Origin of the sequence: Terrabacter sp. RAF57, assembly GCF_052113925.1 — a bacterium.
In the GTDB taxonomy this organism is placed as follows: Bacteria; Actinomycetota; Actinomycetes; order Actinomycetales; family Dermatophilaceae; genus Terrabacter.
Genome location: NZ_JBFRDT010000008.1, coordinates 123,819 through 140,426, shown reverse-complemented (window position 1 = coordinate 140,426; position 16,608 = coordinate 123,819). Strand labels below are relative to the sequence as shown.

General features: G+C 72.7%; 17 protein-coding genes. 8 read left to right on the top strand and 9 right to left on the bottom strand.

What is annotated here, in order from left to right:
• Positions 1 to 62: 62 nt before the first annotated feature.
• A complete protein-coding gene (locus AB4Y83_RS11975) occupies positions 63 to 446 on the top strand; it encodes a hypothetical protein (protein ID WP_442274322.1) in 384 nt (127 codons plus the stop codon).
• A 54-nt stretch (positions 447 to 500) separates the two neighbouring features.
• Here AB4Y83_RS11975 and AB4Y83_RS11970 read toward each other — a convergent pair whose 3' ends face one another.
• The 7 genes from AB4Y83_RS11970 to hisC all read right to left on the bottom strand — a co-directional run bounded on the left by AB4Y83_RS11970 (position 501) and on the right by hisC (position 6,510).
• Positions 501 to 1,880 (bottom strand): AAA family ATPase, encoded by a 1,380-nt coding sequence (locus tag AB4Y83_RS11970; protein ID WP_442297014.1) that lies wholly within the window; start codon positions 1,878 to 1,880, stop codon positions 501 to 503.
• A gap of 108 nt (positions 1,881 to 1,988) precedes the next feature.
• Entirely contained in the window at positions 1,989 to 2,486 is a 498-nt protein-coding gene (locus tag AB4Y83_RS11965) for a hypothetical protein (RefSeq protein WP_442274320.1), read from the bottom strand.
• A 27-nt stretch (positions 2,487 to 2,513) separates the two neighbouring features.
• The gene (locus tag AB4Y83_RS11960; protein ID WP_442297013.1) at positions 2,514 to 2,927 is read right to left on the bottom strand and encodes a glyoxalase superfamily protein; all 414 of its coding nucleotides are present in this window, start codon (positions 2,925 to 2,927) and stop codon (positions 2,514 to 2,516) included.
• Positions 2,928 to 3,004: 77 nt separating this feature from the next.
• Complete coding sequence (locus tag AB4Y83_RS11955) at positions 3,005 to 3,772, bottom strand: hypothetical protein (protein WP_442274319.1); 768 nt, start codon at positions 3,770 to 3,772, stop codon at positions 3,005 to 3,007.
• Positions 3,769 to 4,536 (bottom strand): hypothetical protein, encoded by a 768-nt coding sequence (locus AB4Y83_RS11950; protein WP_442297012.1) that lies wholly within the window; start codon positions 4,534 to 4,536, stop codon positions 3,769 to 3,771. The genes AB4Y83_RS11955 and AB4Y83_RS11950 overlap by 4 nt, the downstream gene beginning before the upstream one ends.
• Entirely contained in the window at positions 4,533 to 5,270 is a 738-nt protein-coding gene (locus AB4Y83_RS11945; protein WP_442274317.1) for a hypothetical protein, read from the bottom strand. Before AB4Y83_RS11945 ends, AB4Y83_RS11950 begins: the two co-directional genes overlap by 4 nt.
• Positions 5,271 to 5,352: 82 nt before the next feature.
• Complete coding sequence (gene hisC, locus AB4Y83_RS11940) at positions 5,353 to 6,510, bottom strand: histidinol-phosphate transaminase (protein ID WP_442297011.1); 1,158 nt, start codon at positions 6,508 to 6,510, stop codon at positions 5,353 to 5,355.
• Between the two features lie 146 nt (positions 6,511 to 6,656).
• On the opposite strand from hisC, the gene AB4Y83_RS11935 reads away from it, so the two are divergent.
• The 4 genes from AB4Y83_RS11935 (at position 6,657) to AB4Y83_RS11920 (ending at position 10,112) form a co-directional block, all read left to right on the top strand.
• Positions 6,657 to 7,745, top strand: coding sequence for a 6-phosphofructokinase (locus tag AB4Y83_RS11935; RefSeq protein ID WP_442297010.1), 1,089 nt, complete (start codon positions 6,657 to 6,659; stop codon positions 7,743 to 7,745).
• 4 nt (positions 7,746 to 7,749) lie between these two features.
• Entirely contained in the window at positions 7,750 to 8,127 is a 378-nt protein-coding gene (locus tag AB4Y83_RS11930; RefSeq protein WP_056775276.1) for a phage holin family protein, read from the top strand.
• A gap of 185 nt (positions 8,128 to 8,312) precedes the next feature.
• Complete coding sequence (locus AB4Y83_RS11925; RefSeq protein WP_442297009.1) at positions 8,313 to 9,224, top strand: mechanosensitive ion channel family protein; 912 nt, start codon at positions 8,313 to 8,315, stop codon at positions 9,222 to 9,224.
• 141 nt (positions 9,225 to 9,365) lie between these two features.
• Positions 9,366 to 10,112, top strand: a complete 747-nt coding sequence (locus AB4Y83_RS11920) for a TetR/AcrR family transcriptional regulator (protein WP_442297008.1) — start codon at positions 9,366 to 9,368, stop codon at positions 10,110 to 10,112.
• Here the strand turns inward: AB4Y83_RS11920 and AB4Y83_RS11915 are convergent.
• Positions 10,102 to 10,299 (bottom strand): hypothetical protein, encoded by a 198-nt coding sequence (locus AB4Y83_RS11915; protein ID WP_442297007.1) that lies wholly within the window; start codon positions 10,297 to 10,299, stop codon positions 10,102 to 10,104. The genes AB4Y83_RS11920 and AB4Y83_RS11915 overlap by 11 nt on opposite strands.
• Positions 10,300 to 10,639: 340 nt before the next feature.
• Here AB4Y83_RS11915 and AB4Y83_RS11910 point away from each other — a divergent pair, with 340 nt between their 5' ends.
• The 3 genes from AB4Y83_RS11910 to AB4Y83_RS11900 all read left to right on the top strand — a co-directional run bounded on the left by AB4Y83_RS11910 (position 10,640) and on the right by AB4Y83_RS11900 (position 15,311).
• Positions 10,640 to 11,836 carry an exonuclease SbcCD subunit D gene (locus tag AB4Y83_RS11910; protein ID WP_442297006.1) on the top strand — a complete coding sequence of 399 codons (1,197 nt, stop codon included), beginning with the start codon at positions 10,640 to 10,642 and terminating at the stop codon, positions 11,834 to 11,836.
• A 1-nt stretch (position 11,837) separates the two neighbouring features.
• Positions 11,838 to 14,831, top strand: coding sequence for an AAA family ATPase (locus AB4Y83_RS11905; RefSeq protein ID WP_442297005.1), 2,994 nt, complete (start codon positions 11,838 to 11,840; stop codon positions 14,829 to 14,831).
• A 99-nt stretch (positions 14,832 to 14,930) separates the two neighbouring features.
• A complete protein-coding gene (locus tag AB4Y83_RS11900) occupies positions 14,931 to 15,311 on the top strand; it encodes a DUF1304 domain-containing protein (protein WP_442297004.1) in 381 nt (126 codons plus the stop codon).
• On the opposite strand, the gene AB4Y83_RS11895 is transcribed toward AB4Y83_RS11900, so the two are convergent.
• A complete protein-coding gene (locus AB4Y83_RS11895; RefSeq protein ID WP_442297003.1) occupies positions 15,304 to 16,581 on the bottom strand; it encodes an MFS transporter in 1,278 nt (425 codons plus the stop codon). The two genes, AB4Y83_RS11900 and AB4Y83_RS11895, sit on opposite strands and share 8 nt — an antisense overlap.
• Between the last annotated feature and the right edge of the window lie 27 nt (positions 16,582 to 16,608).

The following is a 16,608-nucleotide window of genomic DNA, read 5'->3' as shown; positions in this document are numbered from 1 at the left end:
ACGCCCCCACTGGTCGGGGTCGCCCGTGCGACAATCACCCGACATCCGAGGCAGGGGGGCACATGGGAGCGCCGAACCGCACCAGCGCCTGGGCGATCAGCAGGGCCTGGTGGTCACTGCCGCGACGGACCCGGCGCGAGATCGTGCTGGCGGCCGTCAGGGGGCGACGACCTCCGACCGACCTGCCGACCTGGCGGACGACGCTCGACTGGGCCGAGCTCTACCCGGCTCAGGCCATCCCACAGGTCCTCATGGCAGGGTGCTTCCTCTACCTGACCGGTCGGGGGATCTACGACCCGCTCGGCTGGCTGGTCGGTGCCTTCGCCTGCTACCTGCTCGTCGCAGCCGCGTGGACGACGTTCGCGACGTCCCGGATCCGGCGTAGCCCCGGACCCGTGGACCCTGGGCAGCCCTCGGACCGCCGGGTCGACAACGCCACCTCCTGAGGCGTCGCGAGCGATGGCGTATGCCGTGTGCTCGGGGCGCGCTCGCCGGCGCGGTCAGCGCCGGGTGCCCCAGGTCCAGGCCGGGGTGGTGAGCAGGCCCTGACCCTGCACGACGGTCTCGCCGAGGTCCTTGACGAGGGTGATGCCTCGGGCCGGTGTGCCGAGCCCGACCGGTGCCTCGTCGTCGTCGGAGTCGACGACACCGAGCTCGCGGATGAGCGCCTCGGAGTGGGAGACGACCATGACCTGGCTGCGTTCGGCCGCAGACCGGACGAGCCGTCCGAGCGGTGGGAGCAGGTCGGGGTGCAGCGACGTCTCGGGCTCGTTGAGGACCATGAGCGACGGCGGGTCGGGCGTCAGCAGCGCGGCGACGAGGAGCAGGTAGCGCAGCGTGCCGTCGGACAGCTCGGCTCCGGCGAGCGGCCGCAGCATCCCGGGCTGGTGCAGCTCCACGTCGAAGCGGCCGCTGTCGACGGTGACCTCGAGGATCGCCCCGTCGAAGGCGTCGGCGACGGCTCGGTCGAGCTCGGACCGACCGTTCTCGCGGATCGTCTGGAGCGCGGCGGCGAGGTCGCGTCCGTCGTCGGCGAGCACCGGGGTGCGAGTGCCGACCTGGGGCGTCCGGGCCGGGGCCTCGGCGTCGGCGCGGAACCCGTCGTAGAACCGCCAGCCGCGGATCATCCGGCGCACCCGGAGCAGCTCGGGTGCCCGCTCGGGGTCGGCGAGCTCGGTCAGCATGCTCTCCCACGGGCGCAGCGAGCGGGTCAGTTCGACCCACCCTGGGCGTGCACCGCGGCCCGGGCCCGACGCCGTGCCGGCGCCCGACTCCTTGTAGGCCGCTCGCGAGCCGGTGCGTGATCCCGGGGCCGCGACGGGGTCGGACTCCCACTCCGCGGCGTCGCCGTCGTCGGGCCCCCAGTCGGAGGCCCAGCCGTCGTCGCTCCCGCCCACGGCGCGGGTCTCGACGACACCCCAGCGGCGGCGCACGAGCACCGAGCCCGGCCGCATGACGGGGCCGGCCCAGACCACCTCGCGCTTGATCTCGGGGTCGCGCAGGAACGCCGACGGCGTCCCTGCCTCGCTGCCGGTCGACTGCTGGGGCAGGCCGAGGTCGACGAGGTAGCCGAAGTCGTCGGAGGCGAAGCCGAGCTGGAGACTGATCGGGCCCTTGCGACGGGTGCCCTGCACGGCGTGGCCCCGGTCGCGAGCGCCGCCGAGGGTCGCCGGGCCGGCCCAGAGCGCGGACTGGAGGCCACCCTCGCGGGCGAGGGTGGCGATGACGTCGCCGCGGCCGCAGCCGGCGAGGAGCCGGAGCGACCGGTAGAGGCTCGACTTGCCGCTGCCGTTCGCGCCCGTCACGACGTCGAGCCCGTGCAGAGGCACGACGACGTCGCGCAGCGAGCGGTAGCCGGACACGGCGACGGCGGTGAGCATGCCGTGAACGTACGCCGGAGGACCGACACGGGGCGCCCGGCCGTTCAGGTCGTCGGGTCGTCAGGTCGTCAGGTCGTCAGGTCGTCAGGTCGTCACGTCGGCAGGTCGTCAGGTCGTCACGCGACGCCGAGCCACCGTCGTCAGCATCGCGACGATCGCAAGCCCCCCGAGCACCACCACGGCCGGGAGGAAGAGCGCCACCGGCGTCATCGCCGTGTCGAGCTGCCCCACCGCCGCACTCCCTACCCACCCGAAGGCGAAGGGTTCGCTGCGGACCAGGACCAGGACGGACACCGCGACAGCGAGACCGGCGAGCGTCGCAGCCGTCACCGCGACAGCCGGCACGACCGGGGTTCTCCGAGCGGCCGCCACCCAGAGCCCGCCGGCGGCGAGGAGCAGGACGATGGCCGCGACGACGAGCAGGACCGCGGTGAGCGAGCTCTCTCGCTGCACCTCGATCGCTTGGCTCACGGCCCGCACGCGTCCGTCGAACCAGATGTCGACGAGAGTCTCGCTCCCCCCGGCCGTGCGTGAGACGAGGTGGTGAGTGGGCCAGACGAGGACCGCGGCGAGCAGGACCGCGCCCGTGACGAGGATCAACGGCACGGCCCTACGGAGCCCGGACACCACGCGTCAGGCCCCGGGGTCGACGCCGTCGCCACCGGCACCGGCGGACCAGGCGGGCAGCTCCTGCAGCGACCACCGGTTGCCGTCGGGGTCGCTGAAGTGGACGAAACGGCCCCACGGCTGCTCGTCGACCTCGGACGCCTCGACGCCGCGACCGACGAGCTCGGCCCGGATCGCGTCGGCGTCGGCGTCGGCGACGACCATCTGGAGGTTGTCGAGGCCGCCCGGGACGATCTCGGTCAGACCCTTGCCGATCGCGATCGAGCAGGCCGACCCGGGTGGGGTCAGCTGCACGAATCGGATCTCGTCACTGACCGTGTGGTCGTGGTCGAGGACGAATCCGACCCTCTCGACGTAGAACTCCTTGGCCCGGTCGACGTCGGTCACGGGCACGGCCACCAGCTCGAGCTTCATGTCCATGCCCCGACGGTAGGGCCGCCCACCCACACTGCGGGCGTCCGGCACACGACCACTTCCGACGAGGCCCGATCCAGCGCTCACCTGTCGGTGTCGGTCGGCGACGCAACTCCCCCGTCCGCGCCCGACGGGAAGGGCGTGTCGCTGAAGCCGACCTCGGGCGCCCGCCCCGAGCCGGCCGGACCGGGGTCCATCAGGGTGGCGACGATCGGCGGGGTGGCCTCCACCAGGGCGCGACGCTGCCGAAGTCGCGCCGCGACGCCGGACACCGTGCCGGTGACCGAGACCGCCACGCGCGGCAGCAACACCGGGACGACGAGACCGGCGACTGCTGCCGTGAGCAGGACGACCGACACGACCTCGAGCCAGCCGACCGTCGTCGTCACGACGACGAGCCCGGGCTGCAGGCCGATCGTCCGGTCGTCGACCGACAGCCGCTGCACCACCGATGCCGCGACGGTCGCGAGAGCCAGCGCCAGGCCGACCCCCGACGCGAGCTCACCGGGCCGCCCGCCACGGACGAGCCGGGCGACCAACCCGGCCGCGGCGAGCAGCAGGACGACGACGAGGAGCACCGCTCGCGGCACCGGGTCGGGACCGGAGAACGCGTCGAGGAGCACACCGTCCGAGGTGTAGACGACCTCACGTCCCCACGACCAGATCAGCTGCTCGTAGCCCTTGGTGAAGTCGCCGACCTCCGGGACGCGGACCGCGACGACCTTCGTCGGCCACACCACCGTGGACGCCGCCAGCACCACGCCGACGCCGCCGAGCGCCACCCCCGCCACACGCGTACGCCATCCCGGCCCGGCTTCCGGGTCGACGTCGTGGACGGGACCGTCGGTCATCTCGGCGGCCGGAACCGGTCGGGGTCGACGGTCGGGTCGTCGGAGAAGCCGACGCCCGTGCCGGCGTGCTCGCGCCGCGCATGGGGCGGATGGCCGGGTCCCCCGGGCACGTCACGAATCGTCGCGATCCCGACGCGCGGCGCTGACGTCTCCGTCGTGCCTGCCGCATCGGACACCTCGTCGTGCGTGGCCGCACGGCGGGCGAGCGCCCGCGCGCGGACGACGGCCGACCGCGCCAGTGCGGCCACGGGTCGCAGCACGACGAGACCGAGCGACACGACGAGCAGCGCGGCGGAGGCCACCTCGAGGTAGCCGGTGGGGAAGGTCTCGACGACGAGCTGGTCGCCGTCGCCGAAGATGCCCGAGATCGTGTCACCGACCCGTCGTCCCAGGCCACCGACCACCTGGGATGCAGCCCAGGCGAGTCCCGTCACACCGAGGATCCGGCCGTCGGTGCCGGCCCGGAACGCATACGCGAGGACGCCGGCGAGGCCGGCGGCGAGGGCCACGACGAGGATCACCAGACCGGTCGTGTTGCCGACGTCGACCTGGCCGTCCGTGTTGGCGGTCGTGTCTGCGACGTGCCCCCAGCTCCAGACGGACAGCCGGAACGGGGACGCGTCGGGCTCGGCCGACTCCGGCGGCTTCTGGAGGATGGCGTGGGTCGGGAGCACGAGGGTGGGCAGTGCGAGCAGCACCCCGAGAAGGCCGACGAGCGCGGCCGTCAGCCGGCCGGCGACCACGTGCTCCCGAAGGTGCGTCACGGCGTCCTCCCCGGCTTTCCTGCCGTCGCGGGCGTGTCCGCCCCTCCGCCCGCACCGCCCGCACCTGCGTCGTCGAACGACACGGGCGCGGTCGTCAGGTGCTCACCGACAGGGCGCAGCCCGGCCGGCTCCGCCCGACCTGCCGGAGGGCCGGCAGCCGCAGTGCCGGCGGCCGGGGTGCCGGCCAGCACCGTCGGCAGGGCGCTCCCGCCCGTCGACCGGGCCGCGGCCACACCCATGAGCACGAGCGCGACGACGAGGACGCACGCAGCGGCCGTCTCGAGCGACCCCGCCTGCGTCATCTCGGTCCGGACCGTGAGGCCGGCAGCCCCCTGGTCGACCTCGCCGAGCGAGCGGCCGAGCCGGTCGGCCACGGTCGTCAGCACGCGACCGGTCAGCAGCCCGACCGTGACGAGCCCGAGCACGTGACCCCATGTGACGCGGCGGGCCAGCCAGACGCCGACGCCTGCGAGGCCCGCGACGAGGAGCACCACGAGGACGGCGAGGCCGAACGGGTTCCACTGGTCGCGCAGCTCGACCCCCTCGAGACCGGCCACCCGGACGCGCCCCCAGCTCCACTCCCACTGGTGCGACAGGAGCGAGCCGTGCTCGCGGTCGGCGACCGCCATCTCCCGGGTCGGCGAGTACAGCGACGGCACGACGAGCAGGACACCGAGCAGGGCGAGGCTGCCGCTGAGCGCGCGACCGGCGAGCCGCTTGCGCACCGTGCCCATCCGCGACCTCCCGCGCCATGACCTGCAACGACGGCCGCGCGACACCGCGCGGCTCAGCCCATTGTCGCCCCGATCGGCTCGGTCAGCGGGCCCCGAAGCGTTCGGCGACCTCGATGAGCCGCGAGTTCGCGTCCACCTCGCCGATCGTGACGCGCACGCCGTCGTCGCCGTACTGCCGCACCGTGAGGCCGGCCTCGGCACACGCCTGCGAGAAGGCCGTCGAGTCGGCGCCGAGCGGGAACCACACGAAGTTCGCATCGGACTGCGGGAGGGTCCAGCCCTGGTCGCCGAGGGCCCGGACGACCCGGTCGCGCTCGGCGACGAGCGACTCGACGCGCGCGTTGAGCTCGTCGAACGCGTCGAGCGAGGCGATGGCGGCCACCTGCGCGACCGAGTTGACGCCGAAGGGCGTGGCCGTCTTGCGGAGGGCGGCGGCGACGGGCGGGTGCGCGACGGCATACCCCACGCGGAGGCCGGCGAGGCCGTACGCCTTGGAGAAGGTCCGCAGGACGACGACGTTGGGGCGGTGACGCCACGTCTCGAGCCCGCGCACGGCGTCGGGGTCGCGGACGAACTCGACGTACGCCTCGTCGACGACGACGATGACGTCGCTCGGGACCTTGTCGAGGAAGGCCTCGAGCTCCGCCTGGTGGACGCACGGCCCGGTCGGGTTGTTGGGGGTGCAGACGAGGACGACGCGGGTGCGGTCGGTGATCGCGGAGAACATCGCGTCGAGGCGGTGGCGGGCCCGCTCGTCGAGGCCGACCATGACGGGCTTCGCGCCGGCCAGCTGCGTGACGATCGGGTAGGCCTCGAACGAGCGCCACGCGAGGACGACCTCGTCACCGGCGTCGCACGCGGCGTTGACGATCTGGGCGAGGACCGCGACCGAGCCGGTGCCCGTCGCGATGCACTCGGCCGGGACGTCGAGCGCCTTCGCGAGCCGCTCGGTCAGCGCCGTGACAGCCATGTCGGGGTAGCGGTTCACCGTGGCCGCCGCGTCGTCGATCGCCGCGAGCACCGACGGGAGCGGACCGTAGGGGTTCTCGTTGGACGACAGCTTGTATGCCATCACGCCGGCGGGTGCCGACGCGGGCTTCCCGGGCTTGTAGTCGGGCATCTGGGCCAGCACGTCGCGGAGCCGCACGGTGGCGCCCGACGCCTGCGGGGCGGCATACGCCTCGTCCGGGGTGGCGCTCTCGGTCACGCTCTCGCTGACGGTCTCAGGGCTGTCGCTCATACCCGAACTGTAGAGCCAGTGTCCACGCGGGCGACCGGCCCATGGACGCTCTCCTGACGGCGACGCCGGTCTGTGGCTAGGCTCACATCGTCGCGCCACCGCCGCCTCGACATCTTCTTCATGCCCAGCCTCACGAAAGTCAGATCATGCGCATCGGCATCCTCACCGGGGGCGGGGACTGTCCCGGCCTCAACGCCGTCATCCGGGGCGCGACCCGCGCCGCCGAGGTCACGTACGACAGCACCGTCATCGGCTTCCGCAATGCCTGGCGCGGGGTCATGGACAACGACTACGAGATCCTCGACGTCGACCGGTGCCGCGGCATCCTGYCCCTCGGTGGCACGATCCTCGGCACGAGCCGCGACCAGCCGTTCGCCCACGAGGACGGCCTCAAGCGCGTGCGCAAGGCCTACGACCGGCACGGGCTCGACGCCATCATCGGCATCGGTGGCGAGGGCTCGATGGGTGTCGTCAACCGGTTGCACGAGAACGGTTTTCCCGTCATCGGCGTGCCCAAGACGATCGACAACGACATCTCCCTCACCGAGATGACGTTCGGCTTCCAGACCGCCGTCCAGATCTGCACCGACGCCATCGACCGACTGCACACGACGGCCGAGAGCCACCACCGCGTCCTCGTCGTCGAGGTCATGGGCCGCCACGTCGGCCACATCGCGATCTGGTCGGGCCTCGCCGGCGGCGCCGCGATCACCCTCGTGCCCGAGGAGCCCTTCGACGTCGACGAGGTCTGCGAGCGAATCGTCCACCGGCACAAGAAGGGTCGCTTCGCGACGATCGTCGTCGTCGCCGAGGGCGCGCTGCCCAAGGCCGGCACGATGGACATCCCGGCGCCCGAGGTCGACAAGTACGGCCACCAGATCCTCGGCGGCATCGGCTCGATCCTCGCCCGCGAGATCCAGGGCCGCACCGGCATCGAGAGCCGGATGACCGCGCTCGGCCACATCCAGCGCGGCGGCTCGCCCGTCGCCTTCGACAGAGTCCTCGGCACCCGCTTCGGCGTGGCTGCGGTCGAGGCCGCCCTCGACGGGGCGTGGGGCCAGATGGTCGCCCTGCAGAAGGGCCGCATCGAGCGCGTGCCCGTCGCCGAGGCCATCGGCTCGCTCAAGATGGTCGAGCCGGACCTGTTGCGTCTCAACGCGATGTTCCAGCCGCGGATCCCCGGCGACGAGCACCCCGGTCTTCCCGCCGAGGCGCCTGCGCCCGTGGAACACTGAGCGCATGCTCCTCAACTTCGCGCTTCGGACGGTGGTCAACGCCGTCGCCCTGGGGGTGGCCGCGTGGGCCATCCCCGGCATCACGTTCGGCGGTGGCTCGACGGGTCAGGTCATCTGGACCGTCGTCCTCGTGGCCCTGATCTTCGGCATCCTGAACGCCTTCATCAAGCCGATCATCAAGCTCATCTCGCTGCCGCTCATCATCCTGACGCTGGGCCTGTTCGTCTTCATCGTCAACGCCCTGATGCTGGAGCTGACGTCGTGGCTGGCCGGCAAGCTCGACCTGCCGTTCCACGTCGAGCACTTCTTCTGGGACGCCGTCTTCGGCGGCCTCATCATCACGTTCGTGTCGATGCTGCTCAGCTTCATCAAGACCGACTGAGGTCCCTTCGCCCAGAGCGCGTATGCCCTGAGCCCGCCTTCCACGTGGAGGGCGGGCTCTTGGCATGTCCGGACGTCGGCGTCCCCTCCGCCCAGCGATCGTCGAGGTTTCCCGCCGAGGCAGGCCGGGTAGGTACCACCCGACTGGCGTTTACAACGTAAACCATCGACTCCCTGGAGACTCTCGTGGACAACATCAGCACGGCACTGACGGACCTGTGGAGGTCCGTGGCGCTCTTCGTACCCAAGTTCTTGGCCTTCCTGGTCATCCTCGTGATCGGCTGGCTCGTCGCCAAGGCCATCGGGAAGGTCGTCGACAAGGTCCTCGAGCGGGTCGGTTTCGACCGCGCCGTCGAGCGCGGAGGCATCAAGCGCGCACTGGCCAGGAGCGAGTACGACGCGTCGACCATCGTCGGCAAGATCGTCTACTACGCCCTGCTCCTCTTCGTGCTCCAGCTCGCCTTCGGCATCTGGGGCCCCAACCCGATCAGTGACCTGCTCAGCGGTGTCATCGCATTCCTGCCCAAGGCCGTCGTGGCCATCGTCATCGTCGTCGTGGCCGCTGCGATCGCCGCTGCCGTGCGCGAGCTCATCACCAACACCCTGGGCGGCCTGTCCTACGGCAAGCTGCTCGCCAACATCGCCAGCATCTTCATCCTGGGGCTCGGCATCATCGCCGCCCTGGGGCAGGTCGGTATCGCCACCACCGTGACGATGCCGGTGCTCATCGCCGTGCTGGCGACCGTGGCCGGCGTGATCGTCGTCGGCGTCGGAGGCGGCCTCGTCAAGCCGATGCAGGCTCGCTGGGAGGGCTACCTCGACACCCTGGCCGAGGAGACCGGCCGGGTCCGCGAGCAGGTACGACAGGCCCCGGGCATCGCCGAGCAGGCACGTCAGGCGAAGGCGCGTCACGACGGGGGCGACACCACCACCCCGGCACCCCAGGAGGCCGCTTCGGCTGACGACTTCTACCACGGGCGGGCCGAGACGGGTCAGCACACGGCGTCCTTCGACCCGACCCGGACCACGGCGTTCGAGGCCGACGGCCAGCCCGACAGCCACTACCGCCCGACCAGCGGCGGTCAGAGCACGTACTGACGTCCACTCCGGTCGAACCGGCCCTCGAACGGGCGGAATCCCCATGGGGTTCCGCCCGTTCGCGTTCTACCGCGGCGTTGGCGGTGCCAGCCGGGCATGATGGACTCGAGGGAACGACCGCCGAGCGTCCGAGGAGCAGCCATGACGACCCCGGGAGCCCCGCCCGAGCTGGAGGAGGCGGCCGGAGCAGGCCGCGCCGACGGAAGGCACCGCCTCACCCGAGACCGCATCGTCGACGAAGCCATCGCGCTCGTCGACGCCGAGGGTGTCAACGCACTGACCATGCGCCGTCTCGGCGCACGTCTCGGGGTCGAGGCCATGGCCCTCTACCGCTACGTCAACGGGCGCGAGGACCTCCTCGAGGGAGTCGTCGACCGCCTCGTGGCCTCGCTCGAGATCGACCCCGGCACGCGCATGGAGCCCTCCGACGGCTGGCAGGCGTTCCTGCAGTGGATGGCGCACAACGTGCGACGGCTCTCCCTCGACCACCCGCTGGCCTTCCCCCTGATCGCCACGCGACACCCGGCGGCGCCGTGGCTGCGGCCTCCCCTGCGCAGCCTCGCGGTGGTCGAGGAGTTCCTCAACGGGTTGATGCAGCGCGGCTTCACCGAGGACCAGGCCGTGTGGGCCTACCGCACCTACACGAGCTTCCTGCTCGGCCACCTGCTGCTCGAGTCGGCCGCCCGGGGGGCGCAGTTCTCGGGGCCGGAGACGCCTCTGGACGAGGGCGGGGCCCACCAGCCCAACGACGACGGGACGCTGCCCCTGGACGCCTTCCCCACCGTGCAGCGGCTGGCTCCGAAGCTCGAGGAGGACCGGGTCGAGGTGGACTTCGAGGAGGCCCTCGAGGCCCTCCTCGAACGGATGGATCTCCAGCTCAGCCAGTAGGAGCCCGGTCGGTGGCCGTCGCGTAGCGCAGGAGGAGCGCGCCGTCGTCGAAGCGCTCGACGTCACCCACTCGCAGGCGTATGCCGCCGGGTGGCCCGGCGTGGGGCAGCGTGACGAGCCGCTGGCCGTCCGGGTCGTTCGAGACGACGGGGTCGAGCAGGACGACGATCTCGTCGACGAGGCTCACGGCGAAGGCGCGGTCGGGTCGGGAGTGTGCGCTGGTGGTCCTCCTCGGTCTCGGTCGGCCCGACGACGAGGGCGGTCGTGCTGCCCATGAGGATCGCGTCGCAGGGCCACCGGAAGCCGAGGCGGTGGTAGCGGTCGGGGTAGGTGTCGAAGCCGGCGACCCTCCCGTCGACGCCGACCTGGTTGCAGACGGCGACGCGGGGACGCTCGGGAGTCTCCATGCGGGCACGGTAGGTGCCGGTTCCGACGGTCCGCCGGGCGCGCGACCGTTCGCCGAGGGCCGAGCGCGGCACCGGGGTGTCGGCTGGGAGGGTGTCGGCGTGGGGACCTACCGTCGTGGCATGCGGTTGCTCCACACCTCCGACTGGCACCTCGGGCGCACGCTCCACGGCGTGAACCTCCACGAGGCGCAGTCAGCCGTGCTCGAGCGCATCTGCGAGCTCGTCGAGGACCCGCCCGACGGCATCCCGATCGACGCGGTGCTCGTCGCGGGCGACGTCTACGACCGCGGGGTGCCGCCCGTCGAGTCGGTCCAGCTCTTCGAGTGGACGCTGTCCCGGCTCTCGGCCGTCACGACCGTCGTCGTCACGTCGGGCAACCACGACTCGGCGATCCGCCTCGGCTACGGCGCCGGCCTCTTCCGCGAGAGCATCCGCATGGTCACCGACCTCGGCCAGCTCGACCTCCCGGTCCGGCTCGGGGGCAGCGACGGCGTGCAGGCCGTGGTCTACGGCATCCCCTACCTCGACCCCGACCACGCGCGCGTTGCGCTGGCAGGAGGTGGCGAGCCGCTGCCCCGGTCGCACCAGGCCGTCGTGGGTGCGGCGTGCGACCGCATCCGCGCCGACCTCGCCGAACGGCCCGGGGTGCGGTCGGTCGTGCTGGCCCACGCGTTCGTGGCGGGTGCCGAGCCGAGCGACTCCGAGCGCTCGATCATGGTCGGCGGCGTCGACCGGGTGGCCGGCACCGTCTTCGCCGGCATCGACTACGCCGCGCTCGGGCACCTCCACGGGCCGCAGGCGCCGGAGTCCGCAGACGGCTCGGTCGTGCGTTACTCGGGGTCGCCGCTGCGCTACTCGTTCTCCGAGCAGGACCACGAGAAGGTCGTGCTCCTCGTCGACCTCGACGCGTCCGGCCCCGCCCGGGTGACCCCGGTCGAGATCGCACAGCCGCGCGCCATGGCGACGCTGCGCGGTCGCCTCGACGAGCTGCTCGAGTCGCCGTCGTTCGCGAGCGCCGAGGCCGCGTGGGTGCGCGTCACGGTCACCGACCGGGTGCGCCCCGACTCGCTCATGGACCGCCTCAAGTCCCGCTTCCCGCACGCCCTGCAGGTCTTCCACGAGCCCGAGGGCGCCATCGACCGCGGGCGAGGCGGCACGACAGTCGTCAGCGAGCGCGACCCCCGCGAGCTCGGCTCCGACTTCATCGCCTACGTCACCAAGACCGAGGCGAGCGGCGGCGAGATCGACGTCTTCGAGGCCGGCTTCGAGGCCGCCGTCCGGGCCCAGCACCGGGCCGAGGCGCAGGAGGTGGCGTGACGTGCAGCTGCACCACCTGTCCATGACGGCCATCGGGCCGTATGCGGGCACCGAGGTCATCGACTTCACCACCGTCGGGCGCGCCGGCCTCTTCCTGCTCGAGGGGCCCACCGGGTCGGGCAAGTCGACGATCATCGACGCCATCACCTTCGCCCTCTACGGCAAGGTCGCGCAGGCCTCGGCCGACGTCGAGCGCATCCACTCCCACCACGCCGACCCGCGCACCGTGCCGGTCGTCGTGCTCGTCTTCGAGACGCAGTCGGGGCTCTACCGCGTCCAGCGAACGCCGCGCTTCGAGCGCCCCAAGTCGCGCGGCGACGGCACGACGGTGCAGCAGCCGACGATCAAGCTGTGGCGCCTCCAGACGCCCGACGACCTCGAGGGCGGCGAGCTGCTCTCGACCAACATCGGGGACTGCGACGACGAGATCACCCGCGCTGTCGGGCTCACCCGCGACCAGTTCGTGCAGACCGTGATCCTGCCGCAGGGCGAGTTCGCGACGTTCCTGCGCGCCAGGTCCGAGGACAAGGGCAAGCTCCTCGAGAAGGTCTTCGGCACGGCGTTCTTCCGCCGGGTCCAGGACGAGATCGTCGAGGCCGGGCGGGCCGCGCAGGCCAGGCGCCAGTCCGCGGTCGACGAGATCCGGCTCGCGGTGCACGCCCTGGCGGTGTCGGCCGGGCTCGAGACCGAACGGCGCGACGAGCTCGAGGACCTGAGCCGCACGACGCCGGAGTCCCTCGACGCCGAGCTGGCCCAGGTCGTCGACGAGCTGACGACGCGTGAGCGCCACGCGGGCAAGGCGAGCCGCGAGGCCATCGAGACGCACAAGCAGATGGCCGACATGGTCAGCGACGCCCGGCTGCGCATGCAGCGCCGCGAGCGGCTCATCCAGCTCCAGCAGCAGGAGCACGACCTCGGCAAGCAGGCGGTGGCCTTCCAGCAGCTCGGCGACGAGGTGGCGCGGGCGCGCCAGGCACGTCCCGTCGCCGGTGCCGTGCGCACCCTGGCTCTGTCCGAGGCGACACTCAAGCGCGCCGAGGGTGCCCTGGCGCAGGCCCGCGCCCGCGTCGACCCGGCCCTGCGCGACCGTGGACCGGCCGCGCTGCGCGAGGCCGCCGCCCAGGCCCGTGAGGTCGTCGGCTCCCTCACCGGTGCCATCGCGCTCGAGGGCGCGCTCGCCGGCCGCATCGCGGAGCTGGCGCGGCTGCGCGAACGGCTCGACGGCACACGACGGTCGGTGGCGTCGCTGACGAGCGAGCTCGAGGCCCTCCCCGGCACCATCGCCACGCACGAGGCGGCGCTCACCGAGGCGCGCCGGCTGGCGGCGCTGCTCGACGGGCGCGCCGCCGAGGGCGAGCGGGCGAGGGCCCGTCTCGAGGCTGCGGTGGCCCACGCGGCCGCGGTGACCCGGGTGCCGCGGGCCGAGGCGCTCGCGATCGAGGCGTTGGGCACCGTGGCGGCGGCCGAGTCGTCGCTCGCGGGGCTGCGCCGGGCACGCATCGACGGCATCGCCGGCGAGCTCGGGCTCTCGCTCGTCGGCGGCGACCCGTGCCCCGTGTGCGGGTCCGTCGAGCACCCCTCCCCTGCCCGCCCGACCCTCGACGCCGTCACCCCCGAGCAGATCGACGCCGAGGAGTCCCGCGTCGTCGGGCTGCGCGAGCAGGCCGCCACCACCGCGGAGGCCCTCGGGGCCCTCCGGTCAGAGGTGCGCGAGCTCGCGGCCCGGTGCGAGGGGCTCGACGTGACCGAGGCACGCGCCCGGGCCGAGGCGGCGGCGCACGAGCTCGCGRCCTCGGTGCAGGCCCGGGCCGACGTCGAGGCCGGGGCGGCGCGTGTGACCGAGCTGCGCCACCGCGTCGACACGCTCAGCGCCGAGGCCGCCCGGCTCCTGGCCGATCTCGCGCGCGGCGAGCAGTCGGTCGTCGACCTCGACGGCCGCATCGCCGAGGAGACGGTCGTCGTCGAGCAGGCCCGTGACGGCCACCCCAGCGTCACCGCGCGACGCGAGGCCCTCGTCGCCGGCGCCAGCCGCATCGACTCCCTCGTCGACGCTCTCGGGCAGCGTGACGTCGCTGCCTCGTCGGTCGCCGAGGACACCGCGGCGCGCGACGCCGACCTCGCGCAGTTCGGCTTCGCCGACGTCGCCGAGTGGATGGCGGCCGACCGCGGCGCCGAGTGGATCAATGCCAAGACCCAGGAGATCGCGGAGTTCGAGCGGGCCTGCACCCAGGTGCGCGCTGGGCTGACCGGGCCAGAGCTTGCCGACGTCCAGCTCGACGCCCTCTTCGACGACATCGAGCAGCTCGAGGCCCTCGCGGCCGCCGCGAAGAAGGACATGGAGGCCGCGAGCAACGAGCACGGAAGCCTCCGTGACCAGGTGACGCGCACCAAGCGACGGGTCACCGACATCCGCGAGGCGATGGCCCGCAACGCCGCCGTCATCGCCTCGACCGCCGACGCCGTACGGGTCGGCCAGCTCGTCGCGGGCAACGGCGACAACCAGCTGAACCTCGACCTCGCGAAGTACGTCCTCATCCGCCGCTTCACCGAGGTGCTGTCGGCGGCCAACACCGAGCTCGGCCGTTTCTCCGGCGGCCGCTACACGCTCGAGCACACCGACGCCAAGAAGGGCAACGCCAAGTCCGGGCTCGGGGTGCGCGTCCACGACATGCACACCAACCAGGTCCGCGAGGTCGGCACCCTCTCCGGCGGTGAGACCTTCTACGTCTCCCTGTCGCTCGCCCTCGCCCTCGCCGAGGTCGTGCGTGCCGAGTCCGGCGGCGTCGACCTCGGCACGCTCTTCGTCGATGAAGGCTTCGGCACCCTCGACCCCGACGTGCTCGACGACGTCATGCACACCCTCGAGGGGTTGCGCGAGGGGGGCCGCACCGTCGGCATCGTCAGCCACGTCACCGAGCTGAAGTCGCGGATCGCCGATCGCATCGAGGTGCTCGTCACGTCCGACCGCACGAGCACCCTGCGCATCACCGCCTGACCGCCCGGGCCTCCTCCACACGTGGAGAGGCCACGATCTGCGGGTCTCCACACGGCGAGAGGCCACGCCCTGCGGGTCCCGGACCCCTACGATCCGATCATGAAGATCGCCGCGAACGTGTTCGTCGGGCTGGCCGCACTGCTGCACTTCTTCATCTTCTGGATGGAGAGCGTCGGCTGGACCCGCCCCGAGGTGTGGAAGCGCTTCGGCGTCGCGGACCAGGCGGCTGCCGACGTGACCCGGCCGATGGCCTACAACCAGGGCTTCTACAACCTCTTCCTCGGCATCGGCGCCGCGCTCGGCCTCGTGCTCTGGTGGACCGGCCACGACACGGCCGGGCGCACCCTCGCCCTCTTCTGCACGGGCTCGATGGCGGCCGYGGCCGCGGTGCTCGTCACGACCGGCCGCAGCTACGTGCGCGCCGCCCTGACCCAGGGCACGCTGCCACTCATCGGCTTCGTGCTGACGCTGCTCAGCTGACGTCCGCGGCGGTGCGACGCACCCGGGCCGCGCCGACGACGAGGATGACGACGCCGACCGCGGCCGACCCCGACGCGAGCGCCGAGTAGCCGAGCGACCCGACGACGATGCCGGCCGCCACGCCTCCCCCGGCACCAGCGAGACCCATGAGCACGTCGGCGAGTCCCTGGGTGGCGGGACGCTCGTCGGTCGTGACGACCGACGTGAGCAGGGTCGAGCCCGACACGAGGGTGCACGACCACCCCACGCCGAGCAGGAAGAGGGCGACGAGCAACAGGCCGGACCAGCCGGCCTGGGAGCGAGACGCGAGCAGCGATGCGACCGTGAGCACGACGCCGCCCGTCATGGCGACCGGCGGGGCGCCCCACCGGTCGACGGCCGCCCCCACGAGCGGCGACAGGGCGAACATCCCGAGGATGTGCACCGAGATGACGAAGCCGATGACCTCGAGCTCCGCGTGACCGTGCTTCATGTGGATCGGCGTCATGACCATGACGCTGACCATGACGAGGTGGCCGAGCGCCATGACGAGGATCGCCTGGAGCGCGCGCGGGTTCGACCGCACCACGGCGAGGCCGCGGCGCATCGAGCCGTCGTGGTTCGGCACGTCGGCGACGCCGCCGGATGCCGGGTCGGCCACGACGTCGGGCGCGGCAGCCCGGCGCCCCTCCTCACGGTGAGCGGCGTCGAGGGCACGCGCCGTGAGCAGCGGGTCGGGCCGCAGCAGCCGGTCGACGACGAGCCAGGCGGCCACGAAGCCGACGAGGGAGAAGACGAACGTCCCGGCCAGCTCGGGCAACCCGAGACGGTGCGCCAGCGCCTTGCCCGGTCCGACGAGGTTCGGTCCGACCACCGAGCCGATCGTCGTGGCCCACACGACGATCGACAGGTCGCGCCCGCGGCGCGCCGGGTCCGCGAGGTCGGCGGCGGCATACCGCGTCTGGTTGTTGGCGGTCGTGCCGCCGCCGAAGAGGAACATGCCGACGACGAAGAGGGGGAACGAACGGAGCACGGCCGCCACGAGCACGAGCGACGCTCCGACGAAAGCCACGGCCAGACCCCAGCGCAGCCCGACGCGGCGGCCCCTTGCGGCCGTCGCGCGGGCGACGGGGATCGTCAGCAGCGCGGTGCCGAGCACCTGGGCTGTCGTGCCGACACCGGCGAGCGCCTCGGTGCCGCTGAGGTCCTCGGCGATCAGCGCGCCGACGGCGATGCCGCAGGCCATGCCGACCCCGCTGAGGATCTGCGACCCGACGAGAGTGCGGACCACCTTGCGTTGCAAGGTCGCCCGGTCGAG

Excerpts from the sequence above, each read along its gene's own strand:
- AB4Y83_RS11970 (WP_442297014.1), bottom strand. The coding sequence starts at position 1,880 with ATGCTCACCGCCGTCGCCGTGTCCGGCTACCGCTCGCTGCGCGACGTC.
- AB4Y83_RS11955 (WP_442274319.1), bottom strand. The coding sequence starts at position 3,772 with ATGACCGACGGTCCCGTCCACGACGTCGACCCGGAAGCCGGGCCGGGA.
- AB4Y83_RS11945 (WP_442274317.1), bottom strand. The coding sequence starts at position 5,270 with ATGGGCACGGTGCGCAAGCGGCTCGCCGGTCGCGCGCTCAGCGGCAGC.
- AB4Y83_RS11960 (WP_442297013.1), bottom strand. The coding sequence starts at position 2,927 with ATGGACATGAAGCTCGAGCTGGTGGCCGTGCCCGTGACCGACGTCGAC.
- AB4Y83_RS11910 (WP_442297006.1), top strand. The coding sequence starts at position 10,640 with ATGCGGTTGCTCCACACCTCCGACTGGCACCTCGGGCGCACGCTCCAC.
- AB4Y83_RS11930 (WP_056775276.1), top strand. The coding sequence starts at position 7,750 with ATGCTCCTCAACTTCGCGCTTCGGACGGTGGTCAACGCCGTCGCCCTG.
- hisC (WP_442297011.1), bottom strand. The coding sequence starts at position 6,510 with ATGAGCGACAGCCCTGAGACCGTCAGCGAGAGCGTGACCGAGAGCGCC.
- AB4Y83_RS11975 (WP_442274322.1), top strand. The coding sequence starts at position 63 with ATGGGAGCGCCGAACCGCACCAGCGCCTGGGCGATCAGCAGGGCCTGG.
- AB4Y83_RS11920 (WP_442297008.1), top strand. The coding sequence starts at position 9,366 with ATGACGACCCCGGGAGCCCCGCCCGAGCTGGAGGAGGCGGCCGGAGCA.